Genomic DNA, 24,471 nt, shown 5'->3' with positions numbered 1-24,471 from the left:
CCTAGATCGATAGAGGCAGACAAAGTGATCTACCGCCGAGGCACCCTGGTCGCAGAAGTCCGCACCGAGTCAACAAACCGGGTTGCTCTTCTCCACCTGGACGCAACCCAGCCCGTAGTCCTCGACGGCACGGCTGCGGCCATCTGGCAACTGATCGACGGCCGCCGCGACCAGGCGGACGTCATCGCCGAACTGGAAGCCACCTTCGAGGACGCGGCCGGCCAACTGGCGCACCAAGTGGAAAATTTCCTGGCCAGCCTGGAAGCCCAGCGGCTCATCGAAGCTGCTGGCATCCCGGGTTAGTAGAAACCAAAGCACCAACCGGCTGGACGGAAAGGGGGAGTCATGAGCGGCGAGGACAATGAGCATGGCATAGATTCGCAGCTCGACTGGGACTTCTCCAGCGGCTGGGACGCCCGGCTCTTTGAGGATCTGCGCGGCGGCGGGGAACTGCTGAGCGTCGACGTCCTCGGCACCCAGTTCGCCATCCGCTGGGGCCGCTCGGTCACCCTCGAGCAGCAGCAAAGCATGCGCTCTGCCTGGTCGCGCTGTGCCGGCGCCGGGGCACCGATGGTCCCGCCGCTCGCCAAGGAACCCACGGAATCCCTGCCGTACTCCGCTTCCGTCTCCTACTTGTCCCAAACGTACGACGGCGGCACGTTCCCCCTGCAGGCAGCCTCCTTTGCGGAGCTGGCTGAGAACCTCACCTCCCGGCTCACGGTCGCCGCGATCCTGGAGAACGCCGGCGAATTAATGATGCTCCACTCCTGCGGCGTGGCCTCTCCGGAGACCGGCGCCGTGGTGGCTCTCGTGGCCAAGTCCGGCACGGGCAAGACCACGGCTGCCTCGGTACTGGCCGGGACGTACGGGTATGTCACGGACGAAACGGTCGCCATCGGACCGGACGGCTCGGTGCTTCCGTACCCCAAGCCGCTGTCCGTGAAGCAGGGGCCCGGCGCACCCAAACGCCAGGTGGGTCCCGACGAGCTCGGGCTCCTGCCGGCACCGGCCAAGCCCTTCATCCAGTCCATCGTGCTGCTCAACCGGATTGAACCGGACCAAGAAGCACACCAGGAGCCAACCCTCCGCCAGCTCCCGTTGGCTGACGGGCTGCTGGCGCTCATCCCGGATTCGTCCTCGCAGGCCGAAATCGACGAGCCGCTGCAGTCGCTGTGCCGGCTGATCGACCGCGTCGGGGGAGTCTGGCAGGTGACCTATTCGGAGGCCGAGGACCTGCCGGCAGCCCTGGAGCCGCTCTTCCGCAAGCAGCGCCGTTCGAAGCCCGTCTGGGAGGCCCGCACCCGCCCAGCGCGCGCAGTAGAAGCCGAGCCCGACGACGCGACCCCCATCCCGGACGGCTGGATCCGCCGGGTTGAACCGAAGGATGCCGTAGCGGTCGACGGCGACCTGCTGGTGATGCTGGAAGCGGAGATCGTGCGGCTGAGCGGGATCGGGCCGGCGATCTGGGAAGCAACCGCAAACGCAGTAACGCTGGACCAGTTGGCCGAAGAAATCGCAAAAGTGCACGGCCGGCCGGAGGACTACAAAGCCGCCGTCGCTGCAGCCGCCGGGCAGCTGATCGCCAAATCAGTCTTGGAACAGGGCACCGAATAACGCAAGGCACCGAATACGCAGGGCGGCGACTAGCCGCCAGCCGCGCGGGGCACCGCACGACGCATCACTCCGGCGACGAAGACCGGGCAGGGAAACATACAAACTTGGAAGGAACCACCATGAGCGTCAACACTGTGCCCGCGGGCGAAACACCAGCCGGCCTGGACCTGGCCGACTACCTGCGGGTGGTGCGTACGTACTGGAAGGCAATCGTCGCCTTCACCCTGCTGGCCACGTTGACGGCCTTCGGCTGGACGGTCCTTCAGCCGAAGATCTACTCGTCCGATTCCAGCGGCATTGTGGTCACGCCGGGCTCGGACAACGTGAGCCTTTCCCTCGCCGGGGACAGCTTGGCCAAGGCGAAGGTCAAGAACTACGAGTCCGTGGCCAAGTCCCGGCTGGTAGCGGACCGGGTCATCGCCTCCCTGGAGCTCAAGACCACCGCCGATGCGCTGCTCGGCACCATCAGTGTGAAGGTTCCGCTGGACACCGCGGAGATCCGGGTGACGGCCCAGTCGCCGGATCCGGCAACCGCCCAGCGCGTGGCCGATGCCTGGGTCAACGGCCTCGCCGCCCAGGTGGAAGCGATCGAAACGGCCACCCCGGAAACAGCCACAACAGAAACAACCACGCCCGACGCCGGCACCTCACCGGACGCTGCCACCGCACCAGCGGCCACGGCCTCCGCCGTCCGGATCCTCCCGCTGGGCAAGGCCGTCCTTCCCACTAGCCCTGTGTCCCCGAACGTCAAGCTCACCCTTGCGCTCGGCGCGCTGATCGGCCTGGCCCTGGGCGTGGCCTATGCGCTGGTCCGCCGGCACCTGGACCGTCGGATCCGCAACGCCGCGGAGATTGAACGGCTCTTCGAGGTCCCGGTCATCGGCACCCTCCCCATTGACCACCGCCTGGACGAAAAAAGCACGATCCTGGACGCGGGCGCCGCCGCGCAACTCCACGACGCCGGCGGCGCGATGGCCGAGGCCCTCCGGGAACTGCGCACCAACATCAGCTTCCTGGACGTGGACCAGCCGCCGCGGATCATCGTGGTCACCAGCTCCATGCAGGCTGAAGGCAAGTCCACGGTCACCGCCAACCTGGCGGTCACCATGGCGGCCGCCGGCGAGAACGTTGTAGTGGTCGACGGCGACCTCCGCCGCCCCACGCTGGTGGACGTCTTCAACCTGGTTCCGGGAGTCGGGGTCACCGATGTGCTCACCGGCACCGCCGAGCTGGAGGACGTCCTGCAGCCCTGGGGTGCGCTGCCGAACCTGTCCGTCCTCGGCTCGGGCCGGATTCCGCCGAACCCCAGCGAGCTGCTCGGGTCCAAGGCCATGAAGAACATGCTCAATGCCTTGGCAGAGAATGCCATCGTCCTGATTGATGCCCCGCCGCTGCTGCCCGTCACGGATGCTGCCGTCCTGTCCCGCGTCGCGGACGGCGCCATCGTGGTGATCCGCACGGGCCGGACCACCCAGGAACAGCTGGGGCAGTCCCTGGGCAACCTGGAAAAGGTGAAGGGCCGCATCCTGGGCGCCGTTCTCAACTACGTGCCCACCAAGGGCACGGACGCATACTCCTACTACGGCACGTACACCTCCGCCACCGGATCGGCACCCGACTATCACTCCGCTCCGGAATCCCTCGCCCCGGAGGCGTTTGTTGACGACACCTTCCAGAGCCAAATCCAGCGGAAGAACGACGACGACGTCCTGGAACCGGTGCCCGCCGGGCGCCGGGCACGGGGCTAGGTCAGCCGTGCCGAACCCAGCCACGCAGAACCCAACCGACAAAACGCAGCTGAGCATTCCCGAAGCCGTGCTCTTGGGCCATGCCCTGGTCCAGCGGGTGGCGGACAGCCTGGGGATCCGGGCGTTCTTCATCAAGGGTCCGGCCAGCGTGGTCCAGGGGCTACGGCTGCCCAAGATGTCAGTGGACGTGGACGTCTTTGTGCCCCCGGCGGACCTGGAACCACTGCTCAACGGCATGCGGGAGAGGGGCTGGCGGGAGCGCCCGGTGGACCCGGACGAGCGCAGCTTCCCGCGTCACTCCACCACCATCGATCACCCGGAATGGCCCTGCTGCATCGACGTCCACTTCCGCTTTCCCGGAATGGAAAACCCTCCCGGCGACTCCTTCGACGTGATGTGGGCGCACACGGAGGACCTTGAACTTGCAGGGCAGGTGGTGCGGGTCCCGTCAAAGGCGCTGGGAATCCTCATCCTTGCCCTGCATGCCCTCCGTTCGCCCCATCTTCCGGCGTGCAGCCAGGAGCTCGTGTTCCTGGCGGAGCTCACCAAGCGGGAGTCGCACGCGGCGGAAATCCTGGCCGTCGCCACGGCCACCGGCTGCCTGGCGGCCATGCGACCCTTCCTCGAGGACCTGGGCTCGCAGCCAGAAGAATGGCCGGAGGCTTCCACGGAATGGCGCAACCGCCTGCTAGCGAAGGAGCCGGGCAGCGCCCGGATCATCGCCATTGCCCAGGCCCCGCTGCGGGACAAGCCGAAGATGCTCTTCCGCGCGGTCTTCCCGCCCACAGAGGTCTTCCTCACGGGGAACATCTACGCGGACCTGTCATTCCGAGGCCGGCTCCGGCAGCATCAGGCCCGGTGGGCCCGCTTCCTGCGCGCTGTCCCGAAGATCGTCAAGGACCTCAGCCAACTCCGCCGGCGTGATCCAGCGGCCAAATCCGCAGGGCCACTTCACCGATAACCTCGGAAGTCGCCACCGTCCGGACGCACTCCGGCGACGCGTCATTCGAAAACGCCGACGGCGGGTTCCCGGCCTGCGTCCGGCAGTCCACCACCGAGTCCGCCGAGCCGGAGCGGTGGTCGCCCAGCATCACCAGCTGGCCTTCGGGAACAGTGAATGACGGGAAGCAGCGCGCCGAGCTGGGAACGGATGCACAGTCTAAAACCCCGGCCTGGAAGGGGAAGTCCTGGTAGATGTAGGGCTCGTCCAGCGGCTGGCCGTCCACGCTGAGCCTGCCGTCGGTGCCGCAGCAGCTGACGGTCTGGCCGCCCACGGCGATGACGCGCTTTACCAGGAACTGCTCGTTGGAAACGCCGATCCCCGTCAGGTCGCCGAAGGCGCGTGCCACGGAACCCAGCCCGCCGCCGTCGGGCGCTGCTGTTTCATGCTGCCAGGAGGCCGGACGGGTGAACACCACCACGTCCCCTTGCTGCGGTGAGCTGCCCGCGTAAGCCAGCCGGTTCACCAGGATCCGGTCGCCGCCGCCCTGCGAGCCCTGCAGCGTCTGCTCCATGGAGCCGGACGGCACCCGATACACCTTGACCAGGAACGCCTGGACCAAGGCGATGGCGAGGAGGGCCACCAGCATATTGAGGGCGAGCAAAGCCCAGAGGGGGAGCTTCCTTCGGGCGGCTGCGTTCACGCCCCAAAACTACCCCACAACGCCCGGGTGCGGCTTTGGTTGATGCGGTCGTTGGGCAACTGTTCGAGCAGCCGCACTGCTCAAGGGGCGGGCTCGTACCCGATGAGCCAGTGGAGCCCGTGGCGGTCGATCACCTGGCCATCGGATGCACCCCAAGGCTTGGGGGCAAGGGGATCCACCACGTGGCCGCCGACGGCGAGCTTGTCGAACCACTCGTGGAGGGTCTCTGGTTCGGCGTTCCCCAGCAACGAGAGCATGAGGCCTTCGAACCGGACCGTCTTCCCGTCGGCTGGCGCATCCGATCCGGCCAGGGCAACGGTGCCGGTGAGGACTCCGTGGGCGATGTGATCCGGCGGGCCGTCGCTGCTACCGAAGTCCGCCTTGGTGTAGAGGGATAGCTCTCCACCGAAGACGTCACGGTAAAAGGTGAGTGCTTCGCGCGCCGTGCCGGGGAAACTGACATAGATCTGCGGTGCCGTCATGCCCACAGCCTACATACGCGGATTTAGTATCCAGTACTCCCGCTGGCACCAGGTCGCCCTGCCGCGTCAGGCACAAAACAACCCCACCAAGCGCCCCCGGTGCTTGACGCATCTCACGGCTTCCGCATATCCTGAACGAACGGTCGGTAATTATTTATCGGATATGCATAGGAGCAACCATGGCAACGCAGACCCTGCAGTCAGTGCCCGCTGAGCTGACACCTGAACAGCTGGAAGAGGCAGCCCGGCACGAGGCTGAAGGTCAGGCGTACTTTGACCGCGTCATGGCGGAGGATTCGCGCATCGAACCCCGCGACTGGATGCCGGCTGCCTACCGCAAAACCCTCATCCGGCAGATCTCGCAGCACGCGCACTCGGAGATCATCGGCATGCAGCCGGAAGCCAACTGGATTTCCCGCGCCCCCAGCCTGAAGCGCAAGGCCATCCTCATGGCCAAGGTCCAGGACGAGGCCGGCCACGGCCTGTACCTGTACTCCGCCGCCGAGACCCTGGGCCAGCCGCGCGACCAAATGATGCAGGACCTGATGGACGGCAAGGCCAAATACTCCTCCATCTTCAACTACCCCGCACGCACCTGGGCGGACATGGGCGCCATCGGCTGGATGGTGGACGGCGCCGCGATCGCCAACCAGGTTCCGCTGTGCCGCGCGTCCTTCGGCCCCTACGGCCGCGCCATGGTCCGCGTCTGCAAGGAAGAATCCTTCCACCAGCGCCAGGGCTTCGAGATCCTGCTGGAACTCTCGCACGGCACCCCCGAGCAGAAGCAGATGGCCCAGGAAGCCGTAAACCGCTGGTACGCCCCGGCCCTGATGATGTTCGGCCCGCCGGACGATGATTCACCCAACTCCAAGCAGTCCATGGCCTGGAACATCAAGCGCTTCAGCAATGACGAACTGCGCAACCGCTTCGTCGGCATGATGATGGAGCAGGTCAAGGTCCTGGACCTCACCCTCCCGGACAAGGACATCCGTTTCAACGAAGAAACCAAGAAATGGGAACACGGCCCGCTGGACTGGGACGAGTTCCACGAGGTCCTGAAGGGCCGCGGCCCCTGCAACGCCCAGCGTTTGGAGCGTCGCCGCGAAGCACACGAGAACGGTACCTGGGTGCGCGAAGCCGCCGCAGCGTACGCCCGCAAGCAAGCAGAGAAGGAATCCGCAGCATGAGCCCCGAAACCCCCGCCGGCAACGTCTGGCCCATCTGGGAAGTCTTTGTCCGCTCCAGCCGCGGCCTGTCCCACGTGCACGCCGGGTCCTTGCACGCGCCGGACGCAGCGATGGCGCTGCGCAACGCCCGTGACCTGTACACCCGCCGCAACGAGGGCGTGTCCATCTGGGTTGTCCCCGCGGACGCCATCGCCTCCAGCGATCCGGACGCCAAGGGCGCCTTCTTCGAGTCGCCCCAGGGCAAGGACTACCGGCACGCGACGTACTACACCAAGAGCGAGGGCGTGAAGCACCTGTGAGCACCTCACCCGCAACCACTGAAGAAACAGGCGGCCACGGGGACATCTCCGTGGGCGTCACCACCGCCGGCACCAGCGGAGACGCCACCGCCAGCGCCACCCGCATCACGCCGGGCAACGCGCTCCGCCCGGAGGACATCGCGCTCGCCGTCAGCCGCGGCACCGCCAAGCCCACCGAGGACGTGGCCGAGTTCGCACTGCGCCTGGGCGACGACGCCCTGATCCTGGCCCAGCGCCTGGGCCACTGGATCTCCCGCGCCCCCGAGCTGGAGGAGGACATCGCCCTGGGCAACATCGCCCTGGACCAGCTGGGCCACGCCCGCTCCTTCCTCAGCTACGCCGGTGGCCTCAACGGCAAGAGCGAGGACGACCTCGCCTACTTCCGCTCCGAGGACGAGTTCCGCTCAGTGGAACTCTTCGAGCAGCCCAACGGGGACTTCGCCGTCACCATCGCCCGCCAGTTCGTGGTGAGCTACTACCAGTTCGAGCTCTACAGCCGGCTCACGCACTCCACGGACGCCACGCTGGCCGGCATCGCCGCCAAGGCCGTGAAGGAAGTGGACTACCACCGGGACCACAGCGCCCAGTGGGTGCTGCGCCTGGCCCTCGGCACGGACGAATCGCGCCGCAAGATGATCCACGGCTTCAAGGTCATCTGGCCCTACGTCGACGAACTGTTTGCCGACGACGAACTCACCGCCCGCCTCGCGGCGGCGGGTGCCGCCGTCGAGCCTTCCAGCCTCCGCGCTGACTTTGACCGCCTCACCGGCGAGGTCCTGGCCGAGGCAGAACTTGAGGTTCCGCAGGTTCCGGCCGCACTGGGCGGCGGACGCCGCGGCAAGCACTCCGAACACCTGGGCTACATGCTGGCCGAGATGCAGGTGCTGGCCCGCCAGCACCCCGGAGCGAGCTGGTAGCCATGTACGTCAGCCACCCCACCGCCGAGAGCGACCGCAAGGAAGCGAAAACTCCGGAGCAGAAGGCCTGGGACCTCGCCGCCACGGTGTGCGATCCCGAGATCCCGGTGCTCACCATTGCGGACCTGGGCATCCTGCGGGATGTAAAGCTGTTCGACGACGGCGGCATGGTGCCCGCCGTCCAGGTCACCATCACGCCCACGTACTCGGGCTGCCCGGCCATGGACGCCATCCGCGATGACCTCAATGCGGTGTTCGCCAAGGAGGGCTACCCCAACGTGCACGTGGAGCTGGTGCTCAGCCCGGCGTGGACCACGGACTGGATGACCGAGTCCGGCAAGGCGAAGCTGCAGGAGTACGGCATCGCGCCGCCCAGCGGCCACAGCAACGCAGTACGCCACGCCGGGCCCGTCCGCCTGAGCCTGGCCGTCAAATGCCCGCAGTGTTCATCGTTGAACACCAAGGAACTCACCCGCTTCGGTTCCACCTCCTGCAAGGCGCTGTACGTCTGCCAGGACTGCAAGGAACCGTTCGACTACTTCAAAGTTTTGTAAGGAACAGGTGCTCCCATGACTGTTGTCCGCCAGACTGCCGCCGAACAGGCCACGGCCACCGGCCGCCGTCGTGCGTCCTTCCACACGCTGACGGTGGCGGAAGTCCGCCGGCTCACGGAAGATGCCATCGAAGTGACGTTCGGGGTTCCGGCGGAGCTTGCCGGCCAGTACGACTACCTGCCGGGCCAGTACGTGGCCCTGCGTACCACCATGCCGGATGAGGACGGCCAGCCGCACGAGGTGCGCCGCAGCTACTCCATCTGCGCCGAGCCGCGCAGCTTCGCAGACGGCACCAGCGAGATCCGCGTGGCCATCAAGAAGGACCTGGGCGGGCTGTTCTCCACCTGGGCGAACGCCGAGCTGAAGGCCGGCGACCAGCTGGACGTGATGAGCCCCATGGGCGCGTTCGTCTCCAAGCACGGCCGCGACGGCAAAACGGTGGAGCAGAACGTCATGAACTCCATGAACCACCCGGAGGACCTGGCGGGGGAGCCCGGCAGCTTCGTGGCCATCGCCGCCGGTTCCGGCATCACCCCGGTGATCGCCATTGCCCGCACGCTGCTGGCGGCCAACCCGGAAACCCGCTTCGACCTGATCTACGCCAACAAGGCCGCCATGGACGTGATGTTCCTGGAGGAGCTGGCGGACCTGAAGGACAAGTACCCGAGCCGCCTGGCCCTGCACCACGTGCTGTCCCGCGAGCAGCGCATCGCGCCGCTGCTGAGCGGAAGGATCGACGCCGAGAAGCTCCAGGCGCTGCTGGGCACCGCCATCCACGCCGACGATGTGGACGAGTGGTTCCTGTGCGGGCCGTTCGAGCTGGTGCAGCTGTGCCGGGACACCCTGGCAGCCCGCGGGGTGCAGCCGGAGCATGTGCGCTTCGAACTGTTCACCTCCGGCAAGCCGGACCGCCCCGAAGGCAACATCGGCCGCCCGGTGATCGCGGACGAGTCCAAGGAGACCTACAAGATCACGTTCAAGCTGGACGGCCTCGAGGGCAAGGTGGAGAGCCCCACCCATGCGCGCGAATCCATCCTGAACGCCGCCCTGCGCGTTCGCCCGGACGTGCCGTTCGCGTGCGCCGGGGGAGTGTGTGGCACGTGCCGCGCCAAGCTGGTCACGGGCAAGGTGACCATGGACGAGAACTACGCCCTGGAGCAGGATGAACTGGACAAGGGCTACGTGCTCACCTGCCAGTCCCACCCCACCACCCCGGACGTCACGGTCGACTTCGACGTCTAAGCCTTTCCCAACCCGGCTGTCACGGCCACGAACAGGAGCCCCATGATCTCCCTCTCCATCGCCGACGGCATCGCCGAGGTTGTCCTCAACGCCCCGCACAAGCTGAACTCGCTGAACGAGCAGGCGCTGAAGGATTTAACCCAGGCGTACGACGACGCCGCTGCCGCCGCCTCTCGCGGTGAGGTGCGGGCGCTGCTGCTCAGGGGAGAGGGACGCGCCTTCTGCGCTGGCCGGGACATTGCGAGCGTGACGCCGGAAACGGACGACGTCCAGGGGTACCTGGGCGGACTGCTGCAGCCGCTGCTGAAGAAGATGACCGCATTCCCGGCGCCCACGTTCGCGGCGGCGCAGGGCGCGTGCCTGGGTGTGGGGCTGGGCCTGCTGCTGGCCACGGACGTGGTGTATGTGGCGGAGGACGCCAAGTTCGGCTCGCCGTTCGCCAAGCTGGGCGCCACGCTGGACTCCGGCGGGCACTGGTACTTCACCGAGCGGCTGGGCATGCACCGGACCCTGGACCTGATCTACACGGCCGAGCTGATGAGTGGCGCCGAGGCCGTGGCGCAGGGCATGTTCAGCCGTGCCATGCCCAAGGGCGAGTTGCTGGAAAACACCCGCGGCATCGTGGCGAAGGTTGCCACGGGTGCCACGGGTGCCTTCAACGCCAGCAAGGACCTGGTGGCCCACATCCGCGACCAGCGCCTCGGCCTCTGGGAAGCCATGGAAGAGGAAAACGCGGAGCAGGCCCGGCTGTGCAAGTCCGAGGACTACTCGGAGGGCTTCAAGGCGTTCCAGGAAAAGCGGACACCGGAGTTCAACGGCCGCTGAAATTAAACCGCCGGATCGTCCACCATGGTGACGCTGCCCGTCAGTTCCGTCCACACGTCTGATTCTGTCGGCATGTTGGCGGGGCAGGCGAGGTCGAGTTCCATCAGGCCGTTTCCGGACGGCATGGCGCGCACGGCCAGGCGGACCACCAGGTCCACGTCGATCTTGTTCTTGAACCGCAGCTCGGCTTCCTGAAGCTCGATAACGCGGCCGTCTGCGTTGCGGAGCTTGGCGTAGAGCGAGTCAGCGTCGGTCACTACTGTGACCGGGGAGGCGGCTGCTTTTTTGACGCCTTCAATTTCCGCCTGCATGGAGGCTTGTGTGGCCTCCTCATCGGTGACGGCACCGCTGGGCGGCAGGATGGCCTGGTGGGTGGTGAAGAGGCAGGGGTTGTCGCTGCTGCGGTACTGGGTGGTGCCGTCTTTCGTATCTGAGATGGTCCAGCCGGCAGGCATCTGCACGGACCAGACTGGCGGCGAGGTGAAGTCGGCGTCCTGGAAGATGTAGAGGTCCTCTTCGCCGGAGGCTGCGGCCGAGGATTCGTCGGTGGTGGCTTCCTCCGTCGCCTGAGCGGACTCTGAACTGCCGGCCGTATTCGGGGACGTCGGGGAGGCTTGCGAGGCTTGGACAATTGCTCCCAGCCACAACAGACCTCCAAAGGCCAGGATGGTCAGGGTGCCGATACCGATGAGCACCCAGCCCCACACCGGGAATTTGCGCTTCGGCGGAATCTGGCCGAACTGCATCGGGCCGGGCTGGCCATATTGTCCGTGTCCGGGGTTGCCGTACGGCGGCTGGTTGAAGTTGTACTGGTCCGCGCGCGGCGGATAAGGCGGTTGCTGCCACCCGTTGTGCTCCGGCTGCTGCGGAACGCCGGGCTGTTGTTCGTCATTCAAGATGTCCCCCAATTTTTGTGAAAGCTGCAAGCAGAAGTATGTCGTGGAAGCGAACCGCTCGCGATGGGCAGGGGTACCCATCGTTACGCGGGTATGAATTGTAAAGGTGCTATGCGCGCGTGCGCTTAATGTTGGCTACCGATTGCGGGATTACACTAAGGATTTATATGGTTCAGCTATGACTTTGGGGAAAACTGTAAAAAAAGCCGTCATTCCTGCTGCCGGATTGGGAACTCGCTTCCTGCCCGCTACCAAGGCAATGCCGAAGGAAATGTTGCCGGTTGTTGACCAGCCCGCAATCCAGTACGTGGTTGAAGAAGCCGTCAAGGCGGGCCTGGACGATCTGCTGATGATCACGGGCCGCTCGAAGCGCGCGCTGGAGGACCACTTTGACCGGGCCCCGGCTCTCGAGCGCACACTGGAGCTCAAGGGCGACCTGGAGCGCCTGGAGGCCGTCCAGCACGCGTCCAGCCTGGCGCCGCTGCATTACCTGCGGCAGGGCGATCCGAAGGGGCTGGGCCACGCGGTGCTGTGCGCCCGCCAGCACGTCGGGGACGAGCCGTTTGCGGTACTGCTGGGTGATGACCTCATTGATGCTCAGGAGGACCTCCTGAGCATCATGATCGACGTCCAGGCCAAGACCGGCGGTTCTGTGATCGCCCTGATTGAGGTGGACCCGTCGCAGATCAGCGCGTATGGCTGCGCGGACATCACGGCCGTGGAAGGCGAGGACTACTTCCAGGTGAACCGCCTGGTGGAGAAGCCGTCCGTGGACGAGGCTCCGTCCAACCTGGCCGTCATTGGCCGCTACGTACTGCACCCGGCGGTCTTTGACGTGCTGGAGAAGACGGAGCCTGGCCGTGGCGGGGAGATCCAGTTGACGGACGCGCTGCAAACCTTGGCCACCGCCGAGGGCGAAGGCGGCGGTGTGTACGGTGTGGTGTTCCGTGGACGCCGCTACGACACCGGGGACAAGCTCAGCTACATCAAGGCTGTTATCTCTATCGCCTCGGAGCGCGTGGACTTCGGTGAAGAATTGAAGACGTGGATGAAGGAATTCGTGAACGAGTAAGTCGGTTCATAAATTGCTTTTCGGCAGGCTCAACGTCATCTGGCGTTGAGCCTGTCGGCGTTTGAGCTCCAGGACTCCAGCCCGGGCCGCCAGTGCCCCTATGACACAGCCCGCGGTGTTTGTGACAAGGTCCAGCGGGCTCGCGAACCGATCGTGAAGAAAGAGCTGCTGCCCTAGCTCCATGCAGCCCGAGACCACCAGACCGAACGCGCCAAGTTGCCAAAGCCGCTTTCTTGGGAATGCTAGTGAAGCAACCGCGCCGAGCGGCACGAAGAGCAACACGTTGGCCGTGGCCTCGACGAACGCGTAATTTACCCAGCCGGGAATTCCCAGCGCATGGATGACGAAGAGGAAGACAGCAAGGTGGTCCTGCACTGGTTGGTCGACCGGGCTGGGCCAGAAGGCTACCAGCGCAAGCGGAACCAGCATGGCAGCAAGCACTCCCCGCCAAAACCGCGGCTGCTTCAGGCGCTTCAAACGGGCCTCAGGACGTCCGGAGCAGCGCCAAAGCCGCCACTCCCAGCGCCGCGATGGCTAGGAGCGCCAGGACGAGGTAGGGGAGTGCCTGTGGCGGGGGAAGCGGCACAGTGAAGTCGAACTGCCAGCGTGGTCTGCGCCAATGTCTCCCCATAAGTCTTATCAATACCACACAGCGGTGATTGAGGTCGTCGAAATCGCAAAAAAGAGGGTGGGTGGTCTCCGGTTTCCCGGAGACCACCCACCCTCTTTGGTGCTGTTGGTTTAGCCTTACGCTGCGGCTTCAGCCTTGGCGCGGCGGCGAACCACAACTACCGAGGTTGCGCCGGCAGCCAGTGCGCCTGCGCCCACCAGGGACCAGAGAACCAGGCTTGCGTCGGCACCGGTGTTGGCAAGGCCGGCGCCGGTGTTAGCCAGCGGAGCGCCGCCGGTGTTGGCGAGGCCGGTGCCCTCAACGGTGACAACGGCGGTTGCTGTCTTGCCCGAGGTGAGGCCCGTAGCGGTCAGCGTGTAGGTTCCCGTTTCGCTGATGGTCAGCGGGAAGGCGAAAGCGCCGTTGGCGTCAGCCGTTGTGGAGAAGGTCTGCGGTGCCAGCGGCAGGGTGATCTTGGTCGGTACCGTGCGGCTACCGTTGGAGACGCTGGAGCCGGTTGCTGCCGGAGCGCTGCCCAGAGTCACGGTGATGGACAGGCCTTCGCCGGCCAGGAAGCCGTTGCCGCGGAAGACGAACTGCTCGCCGGGGCCAACGGTCCCGTCAGAAACTGCGGCGTTGGCCGGCGGTGCCGGGTAGGTTGCAGCCACGGAAGGAGCTGCGCCGATAAGTGCGATGGAACCTGCAAGTGCGATTGCTGCAAGTGATTTCTTCATGAGTCCCCCTGAGACCGTAATTACGATGTGTCACGTGATGTGGTGGAGATTTCCGATCCCCCGAGTGACCGTAGGTTGAAATCTCATTTGATGTGCCCGAGTAAACGGTAACACCCCGTGACGGGTGTTACCAAAGTGAATCAAGTCGCTTTACATACTGTTAACGCGATGTCTACTTACCCGGAACGCATTCTGCCGGTTTGGTGCCGAGCACCACATCTTTGATTGGCTGGACAGTCGGCGTGACAACCAGGTTAGGTTCAGTGTGTTGGACAATCTTTCCGAAAGTCAGTTCCACTGTGCTGCTTTGACCAGGCGCCAAAGTGACTGTTACGGATCCTACTGGCCTGTTGCTGTGCCTGTGCGCGGCGAAATCCGTCTTTTTGCCGTCTACGGTCGCGGTTTCGACGTTCGCTTGGACTGGGCCGTAAGCGATGACATTTGTCTGTACCGAACCCGGCGGTACGCCAAAGATGCCGCCCCCAGTCACGTATTCCGGCAATGCGTTAGCGGCATCCGCCGGTGCTGTATTGGTGCTCGTGATCCGGACTTTTAGTTGTCCGTAGTCATTTCCAGTGCATTCTTCAACGAGTTGCACCGTGCGCTTGACGTAGTAGTCCATCTTGGCGCCTGTTCCGTCGTTGAAGTACACGCCGAACTGAGCCGGAGCGACGCTGGCGCCGGATACTGAGCCGCTCAAGGCGTACTTTGCAATGATCGACTGTTCATCCGTCTTGCCCGACCAAACAAGGACGCGCCCTTCACTAGTTCCGCGCGTAATGCCCTCGACGAGGGCCTTCGCGTCACCCTTACCGTTGGAGAGAGCAGTGAAGACTTCCTGGGCGACGCCTGCAAAGTAGGCGTCTTGAAGCTTTGGCTGTTCGATCTTGGCGTAGACATCGGAGAGCAAAGTCGGCACAACGTTCTTGCCGTTCAACTCCGTAGGGAGACCGGAAGCCAATGCGAGTAGTTCTGGGTTGCTGATTTTGACAGGGCCCGTGGCGTCCAAAATGTAGCTCAGTGCCACAGGGTCCATAGAAATGACGCCATCGACGCGCTGTCCTGATTTTCGCTCCCACATCGCCTGGGCTGTAGTCGCAGTAGTAGCAAAGTCCGGCGTCAGGTTGACGTCCTGCATGAATTTTCCAAGGCGTCCGGAATAGATCTGTTGTTGTTCGGCGTCAACGGGCAGAGGCGGTTGCATGACTCCAACGTCGCCAGCACTGCTTTGGGCGGCCAGCGAGAGTCTCCCTTGATCGACGGTCAGCACGGCAAGAGCTCCGGGGATGCCTCCCGAGGCCCGGACTTCGGCATTGTTTTGGATCATCAGCAGGTAGTTCCGCGGGCCGTTTGCCCCCAGCAGGCCGGGGGCGACCTGTGAGGCATCGGCCGAAGCGTCCAGCGCTCCGGTCACTGCCTCAAGTTGCTCCCTAGCTCGCGCCAGTGGGTCAGCGACCTGGGGCAAGAGATCGCCGGCATCGATTCGCTCGAGCCGATCCGCAGATACGCGAACAGCATGAGCCGCGGACACAATACTAGGGGAGGCCTTTTGGAGGCCGCTCAGGTCGGTCCCTGCGCTGCTCGGTACAAGGCTGTCCCAGTTGAGCGAATCAAACACCCGGACCAGTGGGGCGACGCCCAACGTGGATACGTCGTCAGCTGAGCGAGCAACCTCAGCCACTGCACTGAAGTTCGGGCCAACGCCGGGCGCTACGGAGGCTAATGTCCAGACCGGATCTTCGACGGCTTCGCGTGCCGCTTTTGTATGCGAGCGGAGCTGTTCGACCGTATCGGAGGCCTGTTCGGGCTTGTTGTCCGCCATATCCGTTTTGAGTACAGGGATTAGCTGAGCCGCTGCTTCAAGCTGGTTCTTGACGATGTTCGCTCTTGTACCCAACCATGCGCCAGCAGCCAGCAGCAGGAGTCCAACCGAGGCAAGAACCACCGCCGAAATAAGGAGCGGACGGCGCCGCTTGCTTCTAGCCAGACCCTTAGAGCGACTGGGGCCCCTTACGGCCGGGTTTTGGTCGTCATCCATGTGACCCATCGTCAAGGGCGTCCCAACCCGCGATAAACCCAGCCCGCGGCTCGCCACTTTTCCGAGTCCAGAACGTTGCGTCCGTCAAGGATGCGGAGGGATGAGACGCGCCCGCCGAGCTCGTACGGGTCAAGATTCCGGTATTCCTGCCACTCCGTAAGTAGCAGCAGGGCGTCGGCCTTTTCGACTGAAATGTTTGTCTCGGTCTCGTAATGAAGCTCCGGAAACCTCTTGGCCGCGTTCGCAAGGGCTTTGGGATCTGTCACGGTCACAACGGCACCCTGCAGCTGGAGTTGCGCGGCAATACTGAGCGCGGGGGAGTCTCGAACGTCGTCACTTTCCGGCTTGAATGCTGCTCCCAGAACTGTAATTCGCTTGCCCAGCAGGGTTCCGCCGCAGAGATCGCGAGTCAGTTCCACCACGCGCGTGCGGCGCCGCATGTTGATAGAGTCAACTTCCCGCAGGAAGGTTAGGGCTTGGTCCGCACCCAATTCGCCGGCTCGTGCCATAAAAGCCCGAATGTCCTTCGGCAAGCAGCCTCCGCCGAAGCCGATGCCGGCATTGAGGAATTTCCGGCCGATTCGGTCGTCCATACCGATAGCATCCGCCAGACGCGTTACGTCAGCGCCAGCAGCCTCGCACAGTTCAGCCATTGCATTGATGAAGGAGATCTTGGTCGCCAGGAATGAGTTGGCGGCGGTTTTGACCAACTCGGCGGTCGGGTGATCAGTGATGAGCCGAGGAGTTCCAGCGGAGAGCGAAACAGAGTAGACGTCGTCCAGGATAGCGACAGCCGGATGGTCTTCGGAGCCACCGGCGACGCCGTAAACGAACCGGTCAGGATTGAGCGTGTCGGTTACTGCGTGGCCTTCGCGAAGAAACTCGGGATTCCATATCAGATGGGCATCCGACTCGTGAGCTCTCACCAGATCGGAGAGCCGCGAGGCTGTTCCAACGGGGACCGTCGATTTTCCTACGACGATGTCCCCCGGCGCCAAGTATTGCACGAGCCCATTGACGGCGGCATCGACGTAGGTCAGGTCCGCGCCGTTCTCGCCTTTCTTCTGTGGAGTGCCAACACAGACGAAGTGCACACGACTGCCGGCAGCCGCCGACATGTCGGTTGTGAAGGACAACCGGCCGGTTGTCTGGACCTCTTCGAGAAGCTCTTCAAGTCCCGGTTCGTAGAACGGTGCCTTGGCTGCTGAGAGTGCAGCAATTTTTTGTTCGTCAACGTCTATGCCAACGACATCGTGTCCAAGTTTGGCCATGCAAGCTGCATGGACGGCTCCGAGATACCCGCAGCCGATTACTGATATACGCATTTTGATGCCTTCCCCAAGAGAATGGGCGGTTGTTGCCGTTGAAAAAGAGCGGAACTTTTCAAACCGCGCCCGTGCTTGTAAATACGGCTTTGAAAGTCTTGAAGAGAATGACCACGTCACCCATGAGCGACCAGTTTTCCACATAGTAGAGGTCGAGCCGGATGCTCTCCTCCCAGCTAAGGTTGGAGCGCCCACTGACCTGCCAAAGGCCGCTCATGCCAGGACTAACGTAGAGCCGCCGATGGGCCGCGTCGTCATAGAGTGCAACTTCGCCTTCGCGCTGCGGCCTCGGGCCGACAAGGCTCATGCTACCGCCCAGCACGTTGAGTAGCTGGGGCAGCTCATCCAGAGAGTACTTTCGCAAGACCCGTCCTAGGGGCGTGATCCTCGGGTCATTTTCAACCTTGAAAAGAGGTGTATCAGCGGAGCCTTGTGCTGCCAGTAACTCGCCTAACTGGGCGTCAGCGTCGACTTTCATAGACCGGAACTTCAGCATGTGAAAAGTCGTCCCGCGAAGACCAATTCGTTCTTGGCGATAGAAGACAGGGCCAGGATCCGTAAAGCGGACTAGCGCAGCCAACACAAGGAACAACGGCGCGAGGCAGGCAACCAACACGCCCGCACCTACTATGTCGAAAGCCCGCTTGGCCACTTTCTTCCCGCCTGTGAGCTTGGGGGTAGACACATGGATCAGTGGTAAACCAGCGACCGGCTGGGTATGAATTCGAGGTCCCGCTACGTCCGTAAGAGCCGGTGCCAAGATCATCCCAATATCTCTCGCTGCAAGCTCCCACCCGAGTCGTCGAAGGTCTTGGGGATGCATGTTAACACCCGCAGAGACAGCCACAGCATCTACATTTGCCTCGACAATGATGGCCAGTATGGAATCGAAGTCGGCCTGAGTGCCAGTGACCGGCACTGAGAAGTTCGACGTCAGTTCAGGAACAGCCCCGGGCAAGTGAACACCAACAGGGCGATACCCGGCTGAAGGTGCGCTATTAAGTGATCGGACCAAGTGGGCCGCAGAGAATGGGCCGCCAATGATAAGTACCCGTGAGTCGCTCTTCCCATATTTACGTTCCAGGGAAAGGTGCTGTCTGACGAGCCAACGACCTATTAGCAGGCCCGCGGCACCTGCGGGGAAAGCCAAACCGACAAAACCCCGGGCTGTGTCTATCTTCAGTGCATAAGACACGATCGCTACTAAACCGAACAACCAGGCGGAACTGGCAATAACGCGCTTGTATTCTTCTGCTCCTGAGCCGAGTACTCGAGCCTCTCGTGAGCCCCAGACCTCAAGTAAGATCCACCACGCTACAACAAGTGCAATGGAGAGCAGGACGTAGTCAGAGTCACGAATGTGGCTGGTGTCGAGGTCAGGGATACCGAATCTGATGCCGAAGGCACCCGCCACTGCCCAGATGATTACTCCGGCGTCAATAAACCTAATGCGTGACGAGTACCGTCGCCGCCAGTCAGAAGCGCCCGTTGATTCTCGAATGCTTTTTATGACTTTGGTTTTCAAGCCTGCCGCTGCCCCCATTGCTAGCCTTTAGGATCTGACACTGTCGACGTTTGCGCGGTACCACTCGACAGTCCGCTGAACGCCGTCTTGCAACCCGATCCCTGCAGTCCAGCCCGCTTTGGTGAGCTCAGATACATCTAAGAGCTTCTGTGGCGTACCGTCCGGTTTGGTGGTATCCCAGACCATCTCGCCGTCGAAGCCCACAGCATCAGCAACTATCGCTGCGAGTTCCTTGATAGTTACATCAGTCCCGGTGCCCACGTTTACTTGGGCGGGCCCATCGTAGTTCTCCAAGAGGTGCAGGCACGCAGACGCCATGTCATCCACATGCAGGAATTCTCGCCGAGGAGTCCCCGTGCCCCAGTTGGTCACGCTGGAGGCACCCGACTTGGCAGCATCGTCATAACGCCGAATCATTGCCGGCAGTACATGTGACCCCTCAGGAGAAAAGTTGTCTCCCGGCCCATACAAATTAGTCGGCATAGCAGAAATCCACGGCAGCCCGTACTGCCGACGGACGGCCTGAATTTGCATGATTCCGGCAATCTTGGCGATTGCGTAGGCATCGTTTGTCGGCTCTAGATGACCTGTGAGCAGGGAATCTTCACGTATGGGCTGTTCAGCAAACTTGGGATAGATGCACGACGACCCGAGGAATAGGAGACGTTCTACACCGTGTTTGACCGCAGCATCCAGGACATTTACTTGAATCCGGAGATTTTCGCTGAGGAAGTCCACTGGATAGGTGCTATTAGCCAGAATTCCTCCGACTTTAGCCGCCGCAAGCACCACATACTTTGGTTTGGTTGCCGCGAAGAACGCGAACACCGCATCGCGCTCCTTCAGATCGAGGTCGGACGAAGTGCGGCCGATCAGATTAGTGAAACCTGCGGCTTTAAGGTTTCGCCAAATGGCGGACCCAACTAGGCCCTTATGACCTGCAACGTAGAAAGTTTCTGACCTATCAAGTTCGCCGGGTGTGAAATCGGTCGGCACGACGTTTAGTTCTTCCACGTTGCCAGGTCCACACTGTCGATCCAATGATTGCCCGCATGCTTGAGAGCCTCAATGTCAGCGTCGACCATTATGCGCGCCAGTTCCGGCGTATGGACGGACGCCTTCCACCCCAACTTCTCCTGAGCTTTAGAGGCATCGCCCACCAAAGCGTCAACCTCCGTCGGGCGCAGGTAGCGCTCGTCGAAGCGTACGTGATTCTCCCAGTTGAGGCCGGCGTGTTCGAATGAGATCTGAAGGAAGTCGCGCACGGTGTAGTTCCCGCCCGTGGCCAAAACGAAGTCATCCGGTTCATCAACTTGGAGCATCCGCCACATGCCCTCAACGTACTCGGCAGCGTATCCCCAGTCGCGGACGGCATCCAGGTTACCCATATACAGAACGTCCTGCTTCCCGGCTTTGATTGCAGCCACAGCTCGCGTGATCTTCCGAGTGACGAACGTCTCACCGCGGCGGGGGGATTCATGATTAAAGAGAATCCCGTTGACAGCGAACATGCCGTACGCCTCGCGGTAGTTCTTTGTGATCCAGTAGCTGTACACCTTGGCCGCGCCATAGGGAGAGCGGGGATAGAAGGGCGTCTCTTCATTCTGGGGCGGCGGTGTGGCACCGAACATTTCGGAGGAGGAAGCTTGGTAAAACCTAGTCTTGATACCTGACATACGAACCGCTTCGAGAAGGCGGATTGTGCCGACACCTGTTGTATCTGCCGTGTGCTCTGGTTCATCAAACGAGACTCGCACATGGGACTGTGCGGCCAGGTTATACACTTCGTCTGGCTTAATTTCCGCAAGGAGCGTTACGAGCCTAGCACCGTCGCTCAAGTCACCGTAATGAAGGAAAAGCTTAGCTGCTGGGTCATGAGGATCTACATACATGTGGTCGATCCGTGCCGTGTTGAACGTCGAAGCCCTTCGGATGAGTCCGTGGACCTCGTACCCCTTACGCAGGAGTAGTTCTGCCAAGTAAGAGCCATCCTGGCCAGTGATGCCGGTGATTAACGCGCGTTTGGTCAAAGGTGCCCCCAAGTAAAATGAAGAATCGCGCAACAAGGAATGCTGCGCGATGTTGTGAAGCTTATCCGCCCCAATACTACCTACAGCGACGCCATTGACAGGAATGTTTCTCGGCTGGGTCATTCACCAACCTAACCGGGGAAGGCTTCCAGAGTTCGTCAGGAGGAGTGGTCCGGGGAGCGAATGGCGTCCCGGAAACTGGGGCGTCCTCTGCCTGGGCAGACTAGTGATTGGAATGTCTACCCACTCTGGGAAGGGCGGCGTTGGCGCTCGACGCAAGGCCTACCGCGATTATGGCTTGGGCAACTATTGGACTCACCCAGAGCCACGGCATACCACCTAGGGCCACGATTACCACTAAGGCTGCAAGTCCGATAGAACTTCCAGTACCGACGATCCATGCAACAACCGCGGCCCTGCCCTCAGCCAAGAGCTTCGACTGGAATGCCTGAGAGACTGCGGACATTCCCGACGCAATGATCATCCCGATGATGAGCCAACGCGCACTTTCATAGTCTCGTCCTAGAAGTAGAATTGCGATATCTGTGATTAGCCATGCTGAAAGACATAGTGCGAGTCCGTAGGCAGCCGACGCTGACACTGAGGCACGATACAGGGTTCGAAATCGAGCCGTGCCCCGCCGGCGGGCTAGCTCGGGCATCAGAAGAGTCTGAAGAGCCCCGACCAAAATCGAGAGTGGGTTCGTCAACCTTGCAGCTATTGCAAAGAGGCCAACGCTCGCAGCGTCGACTACTAGCCCTAGCGCCGGTGCCTGCAACTGACCGATATTGGGAGCCAGACTACTCATCCAATAGCCAGTGGAACCTTTAAGTTCCGACCAAGTGTCCTTTGACCAATACCTCACACTTTTCGCTCGTTCTCGCAAGGGAATCAGTAGGCCGCAAATGAGAGTCGACAAGAAGCTGATCATGATCAGCTCTCCGGAGAAAAAACTGGCGAGGCTCGCAGAACCGATCACCATGAACGGAATGAGTCGCTGGAAAATGACAACCAGCGACGACTTGATCTGCCGATTGGTACCAGCCAAATATGCCTGAGCGTAATCGACCACTTGATCGCTGGCAATCATAGAGACGGCAATTAACGTCGAGGTCGGGCTTGCGGCAAAGACCATAGTGCTGCAAATCACAGCCGTCAATGCGGTGCCAGTTATCCGCATGTACAGGAACTTTGTAGCCGTTCGCTGAGAATCGGTCTCAGCCGCCAACCGGAGGACTCGTACGCCTGTGCCAAAGCTCGTGAACGCACTGACTATGTATCCGACAGACAAAACGATGGCTACTATGCCAAATTCAGCGGGTCCGAGTTCTCGTGCTAGAAGAATCAGGAACCCAGCTTGACCTAGTGAACCAGCGAACCGGGCGATGACTCGGAAAGCTAGAGCAGAACCAAATCTCTTCTGCGCCCACAACTTACCGAAGAAACTCACTGCTTGCCCGGCGTGACTGACAGCAAAGCTGAAGCGAAGTCCCGACCATCAGCCAACCCGGCGTTTTCCTTACGAGTAGAGGTCGCAGCGCCGTGCAACGCGTCGGCGAAAGCGTCTACATCTAGCGGTGCCCACGTGCCAGCGCCAAGCCGTTCAATATCTTCTCGCAGGCTGACTGCCCCAGCTGCCGCAACTGGGACGCCGGAAGCAGCGGCTTTGCCCAAGATTCCGCTGGGTCCCTCCGAACTGTGAGCAATGGCTACTACTTGTACCGATGCGATCGCTGAATCCAACTCGCTATCGGATAGCAGTCGAGAGTCGAAAATCACGGCTGTTCCGGAATCGCGAAGACGCTGGAGACTCGGATCGCACCTTGAACGCTCTTCCTGGGTGATCTTTCCAGCTATCAGAAGGCCATATTGCAATGAATGGCACTTCCCGATTGCGTCGGCAACTAGATCGAGATTCTTTCGCGGAGTAATGTTTCCAAATACGCCCACCCACAGTCTGGACATATCCAGGTTCATATCCGCCCGGTACCGTTCTATTGATTCAGGTGTAGAACTGATGTCAACTGGATCAGGCACGGCATCATATCCCCGGTAGCGATAGGGGTGTATAGCTTTGAGTGCTGGTGCCAGAACTTTTATATCAACGCCTCGCCGCTGAGATACGGCGATGCCGAATCGCTTGAGGAGGTTATTGAACCCTGAAACTCGGGCTTCAAGGGGAGCCCTCATAACAAGTACGGTCAAGGCCTTTCGATGAGACGTAGTATGGGCGGCCAGTGGGAGAATGAACTTATCCCCCTCCAAGACAATTATGTGGGCAAAATGATCACCAGCTACTATTCGGTCAATGTTGCGAAGCAATCTTCGCTGGTATCGCCAGCTAGGCTTTGGCATGAGCGGCCCTAAATCATGGATAGATATCTTATGAGATAGGTGCTTCATGTGGGTCTTGTACTCGGTCGAATCAATTGTTTCGGAGCTAGTTGCGAGAATTACTTGCCTCGATTGCGAAAGCGCAAATTCCGATATTAGTCGACAATAGACCATGCGGTGGCCGTTGAAATTTGGCTCCATAATGACCACGGGCCCAGACCTGGGCGCGTCAGGAACTTTCATTTGCTTCCTTTCAGGTTAAGTCAACGTCCGGCTGGAGCACGCCCGCGGAAGGAATGGAAATCCTTCCGCAGCCAGCACGAACTAAAGAATCTCAACTATAGACTTCCAGGCGTGTCGATATCGGCGAAGGTATCAGCCACTAGTTGTCGAGCAGATTCACCTCGGCCGAGCCAGCTATTCATCTTGGAAATTTCCATCCTGGAGTCGACGGCATCTGAGTTGGTCACCGACAAGATTGCCTCAATTGCAGCAGCAGAATCGATGGCATCCTCGACTACAACGACATGTCCTGGGACAGCTTGGACTGCCGGAACGGCTGTAGAGACGACGCCTAAGCCCGCCGCGAGGTATTCAAAGGTCTTAAGTGGATTGACGCCACGTGTGTACGACGTGAGTTTGTACGGAATTAGTCCGACGCTACAGGTCCAGTAAAGTCGTGATAGTTCCTCTAGCGACAGGAGTCCGTGATAGACGGCTCCGCGCTCCCTTAAGTCCTCCACTTCTGGAGTCGCGTCTCCTCCGCCCTCGGCGATCGGGCCAGCCAGGTGCAATTCAAAGCCAGCTTCAACGATGTCGCGCAGCAGTTTGAAATCCACTTTGGCTCGACTTAGATTCCCCGCAAACACAACGCGCTTGGGGTCTCTGGCTGATTCGGTCGGTCGCTCATTCAGGATAGTTTCAACATCCGCGACGTTCGGCCAATGTAGAACGTTTTTGAATCCTGTATCAATTAAATGTTGTTCGACGACCTGGCTGCTACCAATAGCCGTAGCTGTGTGTGGTGCCAGACGAGCTTCTTGGTTCCTGATCATCGATGCTGAGACGCCGGGAAACTCACCCAAGAGATCTACGCAGTGATAGACAGTCGAATCGGCATATTCCTCAAGGCCATATGTCACGGGTGTGTAAGTCCACAGGATCTTCGGCCCCTCCGCCGTGATCCAGTGACGAAAAAGGCGATGAATTTTCCGTTTGTTAAAAGGGCGTGAAATGCTGGTGTGCAATGGGATAATAATAGGTGATACGACATCTAGTCCTGTTGGTCGAGGCCTGCCCTTCATGGCTATAGTTGCCGATCGTTTTCTGCGAGGGAGAAGCCTCTTGACCATTCGTGACAAATCGCGGCGCCGAAACTCCGGTTTTCGTAGTCCGA

Annotated in this window: 25 protein-coding genes; 11 read left to right on the top strand and 14 right to left on the bottom strand. The window is 61.6% G+C overall.

Features of this window, described 5'->3' with window-relative positions:
* Positions 1 to 24: 24 nt before the first annotated feature.
* The 4 genes from ASF98_RS17765 to ASF98_RS17750 all read left to right on the top strand — a co-directional run bounded on the left by ASF98_RS17765 (position 25) and on the right by ASF98_RS17750 (position 4,323).
* Positions 25 to 303 (top strand): PqqD family protein, encoded by a 279-nt coding sequence (locus ASF98_RS17765; protein WP_055804597.1) that lies wholly within the window; start codon positions 25 to 27, stop codon positions 301 to 303.
* Positions 304 to 345: 42 nt separating this feature from the next.
* Complete coding sequence (locus ASF98_RS17760) at positions 346 to 1,614, top strand: hypothetical protein (protein WP_055804595.1); 1,269 nt, start codon at positions 346 to 348, stop codon at positions 1,612 to 1,614.
* A 119-nt stretch (positions 1,615 to 1,733) separates the two neighbouring features.
* Positions 1,734 to 3,362 (top strand): polysaccharide biosynthesis tyrosine autokinase, encoded by a 1,629-nt coding sequence (locus ASF98_RS17755; protein WP_055804591.1) that lies wholly within the window; start codon positions 1,734 to 1,736, stop codon positions 3,360 to 3,362.
* Positions 3,363 to 3,369: 7 nt separating this feature from the next.
* A complete protein-coding gene (locus ASF98_RS17750) occupies positions 3,370 to 4,323 on the top strand; it encodes a nucleotidyltransferase family protein (protein WP_055804587.1) in 954 nt (317 codons plus the stop codon).
* Here ASF98_RS17750 and lepB read toward each other — a convergent pair.
* Positions 4,265 to 5,005, bottom strand: coding sequence for a signal peptidase I (gene lepB, locus ASF98_RS17745; protein ID WP_235506066.1), 741 nt, complete (start codon positions 5,003 to 5,005; stop codon positions 4,265 to 4,267). The two genes, ASF98_RS17750 and lepB, sit on opposite strands and share 59 nt — an antisense overlap.
* A gap of 80 nt (positions 5,006 to 5,085) precedes the next feature.
* Positions 5,086 to 5,487: a VOC family protein gene (locus ASF98_RS17740; protein ID WP_055804581.1), complete on the bottom strand. Its 402-nt coding sequence runs from the start codon at positions 5,485 to 5,487 to the stop codon at positions 5,086 to 5,088.
* A 179-nt stretch (positions 5,488 to 5,666) separates the two neighbouring features.
* On the opposite strand from ASF98_RS17740, the gene paaA reads away from it, so the two are divergent.
* From paaA to ASF98_RS17710, 6 genes are read left to right on the top strand one after another with little or no spacing between them, the layout of a single operon-like run.
* Positions 5,667 to 6,674, top strand: coding sequence for a 1,2-phenylacetyl-CoA epoxidase subunit PaaA (gene paaA, locus ASF98_RS17735; protein ID WP_055804578.1), 1,008 nt, complete (start codon positions 5,667 to 5,669; stop codon positions 6,672 to 6,674).
* Positions 6,671 to 6,973 (top strand): 1,2-phenylacetyl-CoA epoxidase subunit PaaB, encoded by a 303-nt coding sequence (paaB, locus tag ASF98_RS17730; RefSeq protein WP_028271515.1) that lies wholly within the window; start codon positions 6,671 to 6,673, stop codon positions 6,971 to 6,973. The genes paaA and paaB overlap by 4 nt, the downstream gene beginning before the upstream one ends.
* Positions 6,970 to 7,890 carry a 1,2-phenylacetyl-CoA epoxidase subunit PaaC gene (paaC, locus tag ASF98_RS17725; protein WP_055804575.1) on the top strand — a complete coding sequence of 307 codons (921 nt, stop codon included), beginning with the start codon at positions 6,970 to 6,972 and terminating at the stop codon, positions 7,888 to 7,890. Before paaB ends, paaC begins: the two co-directional genes overlap by 4 nt.
* Positions 7,891 to 7,892: 2 nt before the next feature.
* Positions 7,893 to 8,444 (top strand): 1,2-phenylacetyl-CoA epoxidase subunit PaaD, encoded by a 552-nt coding sequence (gene paaD, locus ASF98_RS17720; protein ID WP_055804572.1) that lies wholly within the window; start codon positions 7,893 to 7,895, stop codon positions 8,442 to 8,444.
* A 15-nt stretch (positions 8,445 to 8,459) separates the two neighbouring features.
* Entirely contained in the window at positions 8,460 to 9,686 is a 1,227-nt protein-coding gene (gene paaE, locus ASF98_RS17715; protein WP_055804570.1) for a 1,2-phenylacetyl-CoA epoxidase subunit PaaE, read from the top strand.
* Between the two features lie 42 nt (positions 9,687 to 9,728).
* Positions 9,729 to 10,511, top strand: a complete 783-nt coding sequence (locus ASF98_RS17710) for an enoyl-CoA hydratase/isomerase family protein (protein WP_055804568.1) — start codon at positions 9,729 to 9,731, stop codon at positions 10,509 to 10,511.
* Positions 10,512 to 10,513: 2 nt separating this feature from the next.
* Here ASF98_RS17710 and ASF98_RS17705 read toward each other — a convergent pair whose 3' ends face one another.
* The gene (locus ASF98_RS17705; RefSeq protein ID WP_055804565.1) at positions 10,514 to 11,407 is read right to left on the bottom strand and encodes a hypothetical protein; all 894 of its coding nucleotides are present in this window, start codon (positions 11,405 to 11,407) and stop codon (positions 10,514 to 10,516) included.
* 178 nt (positions 11,408 to 11,585) lie between these two features.
* On the opposite strand from ASF98_RS17705, the gene galU reads away from it, so the two are divergent.
* Positions 11,586 to 12,479 carry a UTP--glucose-1-phosphate uridylyltransferase GalU gene (gene galU, locus ASF98_RS17700; protein WP_055804562.1) on the top strand — a complete coding sequence of 298 codons (894 nt, stop codon included), beginning with the start codon at positions 11,586 to 11,588 and terminating at the stop codon, positions 12,477 to 12,479.
* 6 nt (positions 12,480 to 12,485) lie between these two features.
* On the opposite strand, the gene ASF98_RS17695 is transcribed toward galU, so the two are convergent.
* From ASF98_RS17695 to ASF98_RS23815, 11 genes are all read right to left on the bottom strand, one after another.
* Positions 12,486 to 12,908, bottom strand: a complete 423-nt coding sequence (locus ASF98_RS17695) for a VanZ family protein (RefSeq protein ID WP_156372463.1) — start codon at positions 12,906 to 12,908, stop codon at positions 12,486 to 12,488.
* 55 nt (positions 12,909 to 12,963) lie between these two features.
* Positions 12,964 to 13,110 (bottom strand): hypothetical protein, encoded by a 147-nt coding sequence (locus ASF98_RS24260; RefSeq protein WP_156372462.1) that lies wholly within the window; start codon positions 13,108 to 13,110, stop codon positions 12,964 to 12,966.
* Between the two features lie 116 nt (positions 13,111 to 13,226).
* On the bottom strand, positions 13,227 to 13,823 hold the full coding sequence (locus tag ASF98_RS17690; RefSeq protein ID WP_055804555.1) for an LPXTG cell wall anchor domain-containing protein: 597 nt from the start codon (positions 13,821 to 13,823) through the stop codon (positions 13,227 to 13,229).
* Between the two features lie 172 nt (positions 13,824 to 13,995).
* Positions 13,996 to 15,861: a DUF4012 domain-containing protein gene (locus ASF98_RS17685; RefSeq protein WP_235506065.1), complete on the bottom strand. Its 1,866-nt coding sequence runs from the start codon at positions 15,859 to 15,861 to the stop codon at positions 13,996 to 13,998.
* An 11-nt stretch (positions 15,862 to 15,872) separates the two neighbouring features.
* Positions 15,873 to 17,186, bottom strand: coding sequence for a UDP-glucose dehydrogenase family protein (locus ASF98_RS17680; RefSeq protein ID WP_055804553.1), 1,314 nt, complete (start codon positions 17,184 to 17,186; stop codon positions 15,873 to 15,875).
* Between the two features lie 58 nt (positions 17,187 to 17,244).
* Positions 17,245 to 18,729 (bottom strand): sugar transferase, encoded by a 1,485-nt coding sequence (locus tag ASF98_RS17675; RefSeq protein ID WP_055804550.1) that lies wholly within the window; start codon positions 18,727 to 18,729, stop codon positions 17,245 to 17,247.
* 9 nt (positions 18,730 to 18,738) lie between these two features.
* Entirely contained in the window at positions 18,739 to 19,725 is a 987-nt protein-coding gene (locus ASF98_RS17670; RefSeq protein WP_156372461.1) for a GDP-L-fucose synthase family protein, read from the bottom strand.
* Positions 19,713 to 20,741: a GDP-mannose 4,6-dehydratase gene (gmd, locus tag ASF98_RS17665; protein WP_055805084.1), complete on the bottom strand. Its 1,029-nt coding sequence runs from the start codon at positions 20,739 to 20,741 to the stop codon at positions 19,713 to 19,715. Before gmd ends, ASF98_RS17670 begins: the two co-directional genes overlap by 13 nt.
* Before the next feature lie 223 nt (positions 20,742 to 20,964).
* Entirely contained in the window at positions 20,965 to 22,191 is a 1,227-nt protein-coding gene (locus ASF98_RS25205; protein ID WP_082506919.1) for an oligosaccharide flippase family protein, read from the bottom strand.
* Positions 22,188 to 23,318, bottom strand: coding sequence for a glycosyltransferase (locus ASF98_RS24255; RefSeq protein ID WP_156372460.1), 1,131 nt, complete (start codon positions 23,316 to 23,318; stop codon positions 22,188 to 22,190). Before ASF98_RS24255 ends, ASF98_RS25205 begins: the two co-directional genes overlap by 4 nt.
* A gap of 95 nt (positions 23,319 to 23,413) precedes the next feature.
* Positions 23,414 to 24,322 carry a glycosyltransferase gene (locus ASF98_RS23815; protein WP_162242340.1) on the bottom strand — a complete coding sequence of 303 codons (909 nt, stop codon included), beginning with the start codon at positions 24,320 to 24,322 and terminating at the stop codon, positions 23,414 to 23,416.
* Between the last annotated feature and the right edge of the window lie 149 nt (positions 24,323 to 24,471).

Origin of the sequence: Arthrobacter sp. Leaf337 (assembly GCF_001423745.1) — a bacterium.
In the GTDB taxonomy this organism is placed as follows: Bacteria; Actinomycetota; Actinomycetes; order Actinomycetales; family Micrococcaceae; genus Arthrobacter.
Note: the sequence above shows the minus strand (reverse complement) of the source record. Positions and strands in the feature narration are given on the sequence as shown.

Bases quoted from the DNA above. Each gene is read 5' to 3' on its own strand.
- ASF98_RS17685 (WP_235506065.1), bottom strand. From the start codon at position 15,861: ATGGATGACGACCAAAACCCGGCCGTAAGGGGCCCCAGTCGCTCTAAG.
- ASF98_RS17695 (WP_156372463.1), bottom strand. From the start codon at position 12,908: ATGCTGGTTCCGCTTGCGCTGGTAGCCTTCTGGCCCAGCCCGGTCGAC.
- paaD (WP_055804572.1), top strand. From the start codon at position 7,893: ATGTACGTCAGCCACCCCACCGCCGAGAGCGACCGCAAGGAAGCGAAA.
- ASF98_RS17680 (WP_055804553.1), bottom strand. From the start codon at position 17,186: ATGCGTATATCAGTAATCGGCTGCGGGTATCTCGGAGCCGTCCATGCA.
- paaA (WP_055804578.1), top strand. From the start codon at position 5,667: ATGGCAACGCAGACCCTGCAGTCAGTGCCCGCTGAGCTGACACCTGAA.
- ASF98_RS24260 (WP_156372462.1), bottom strand. From the start codon at position 13,110: ATGGGGAGACATTGGCGCAGACCACGCTGGCAGTTCGACTTCACTGTG.
- ASF98_RS17755 (WP_055804591.1), top strand. From the start codon at position 1,734: ATGAGCGTCAACACTGTGCCCGCGGGCGAAACACCAGCCGGCCTGGAC.
- ASF98_RS24255 (WP_156372460.1), bottom strand. From the start codon at position 23,318: ATGAAAGTTCCTGACGCGCCCAGGTCTGGGCCCGTGGTCATTATGGAG.
- ASF98_RS17760 (WP_055804595.1), top strand. From the start codon at position 346: ATGAGCGGCGAGGACAATGAGCATGGCATAGATTCGCAGCTCGACTGG.
- galU (WP_055804562.1), top strand. From the start codon at position 11,586: ATGACTTTGGGGAAAACTGTAAAAAAAGCCGTCATTCCTGCTGCCGGA.
- ASF98_RS17740 (WP_055804581.1), bottom strand. From the start codon at position 5,487: ATGACGGCACCGCAGATCTATGTCAGTTTCCCCGGCACGGCGCGCGAA.
- paaB (WP_028271515.1), top strand. From the start codon at position 6,671: ATGAGCCCCGAAACCCCCGCCGGCAACGTCTGGCCCATCTGGGAAGTC.
- ASF98_RS17675 (WP_055804550.1), bottom strand. From the start codon at position 18,729: ATGGGGGCAGCGGCAGGCTTGAAAACCAAAGTCATAAAAAGCATTCGA.
- ASF98_RS17710 (WP_055804568.1), top strand. From the start codon at position 9,729: ATGATCTCCCTCTCCATCGCCGACGGCATCGCCGAGGTTGTCCTCAAC.
- paaE (WP_055804570.1), top strand. From the start codon at position 8,460: ATGACTGTTGTCCGCCAGACTGCCGCCGAACAGGCCACGGCCACCGGC.
- ASF98_RS17690 (WP_055804555.1), bottom strand. From the start codon at position 13,823: ATGAAGAAATCACTTGCAGCAATCGCACTTGCAGGTTCCATCGCACTT.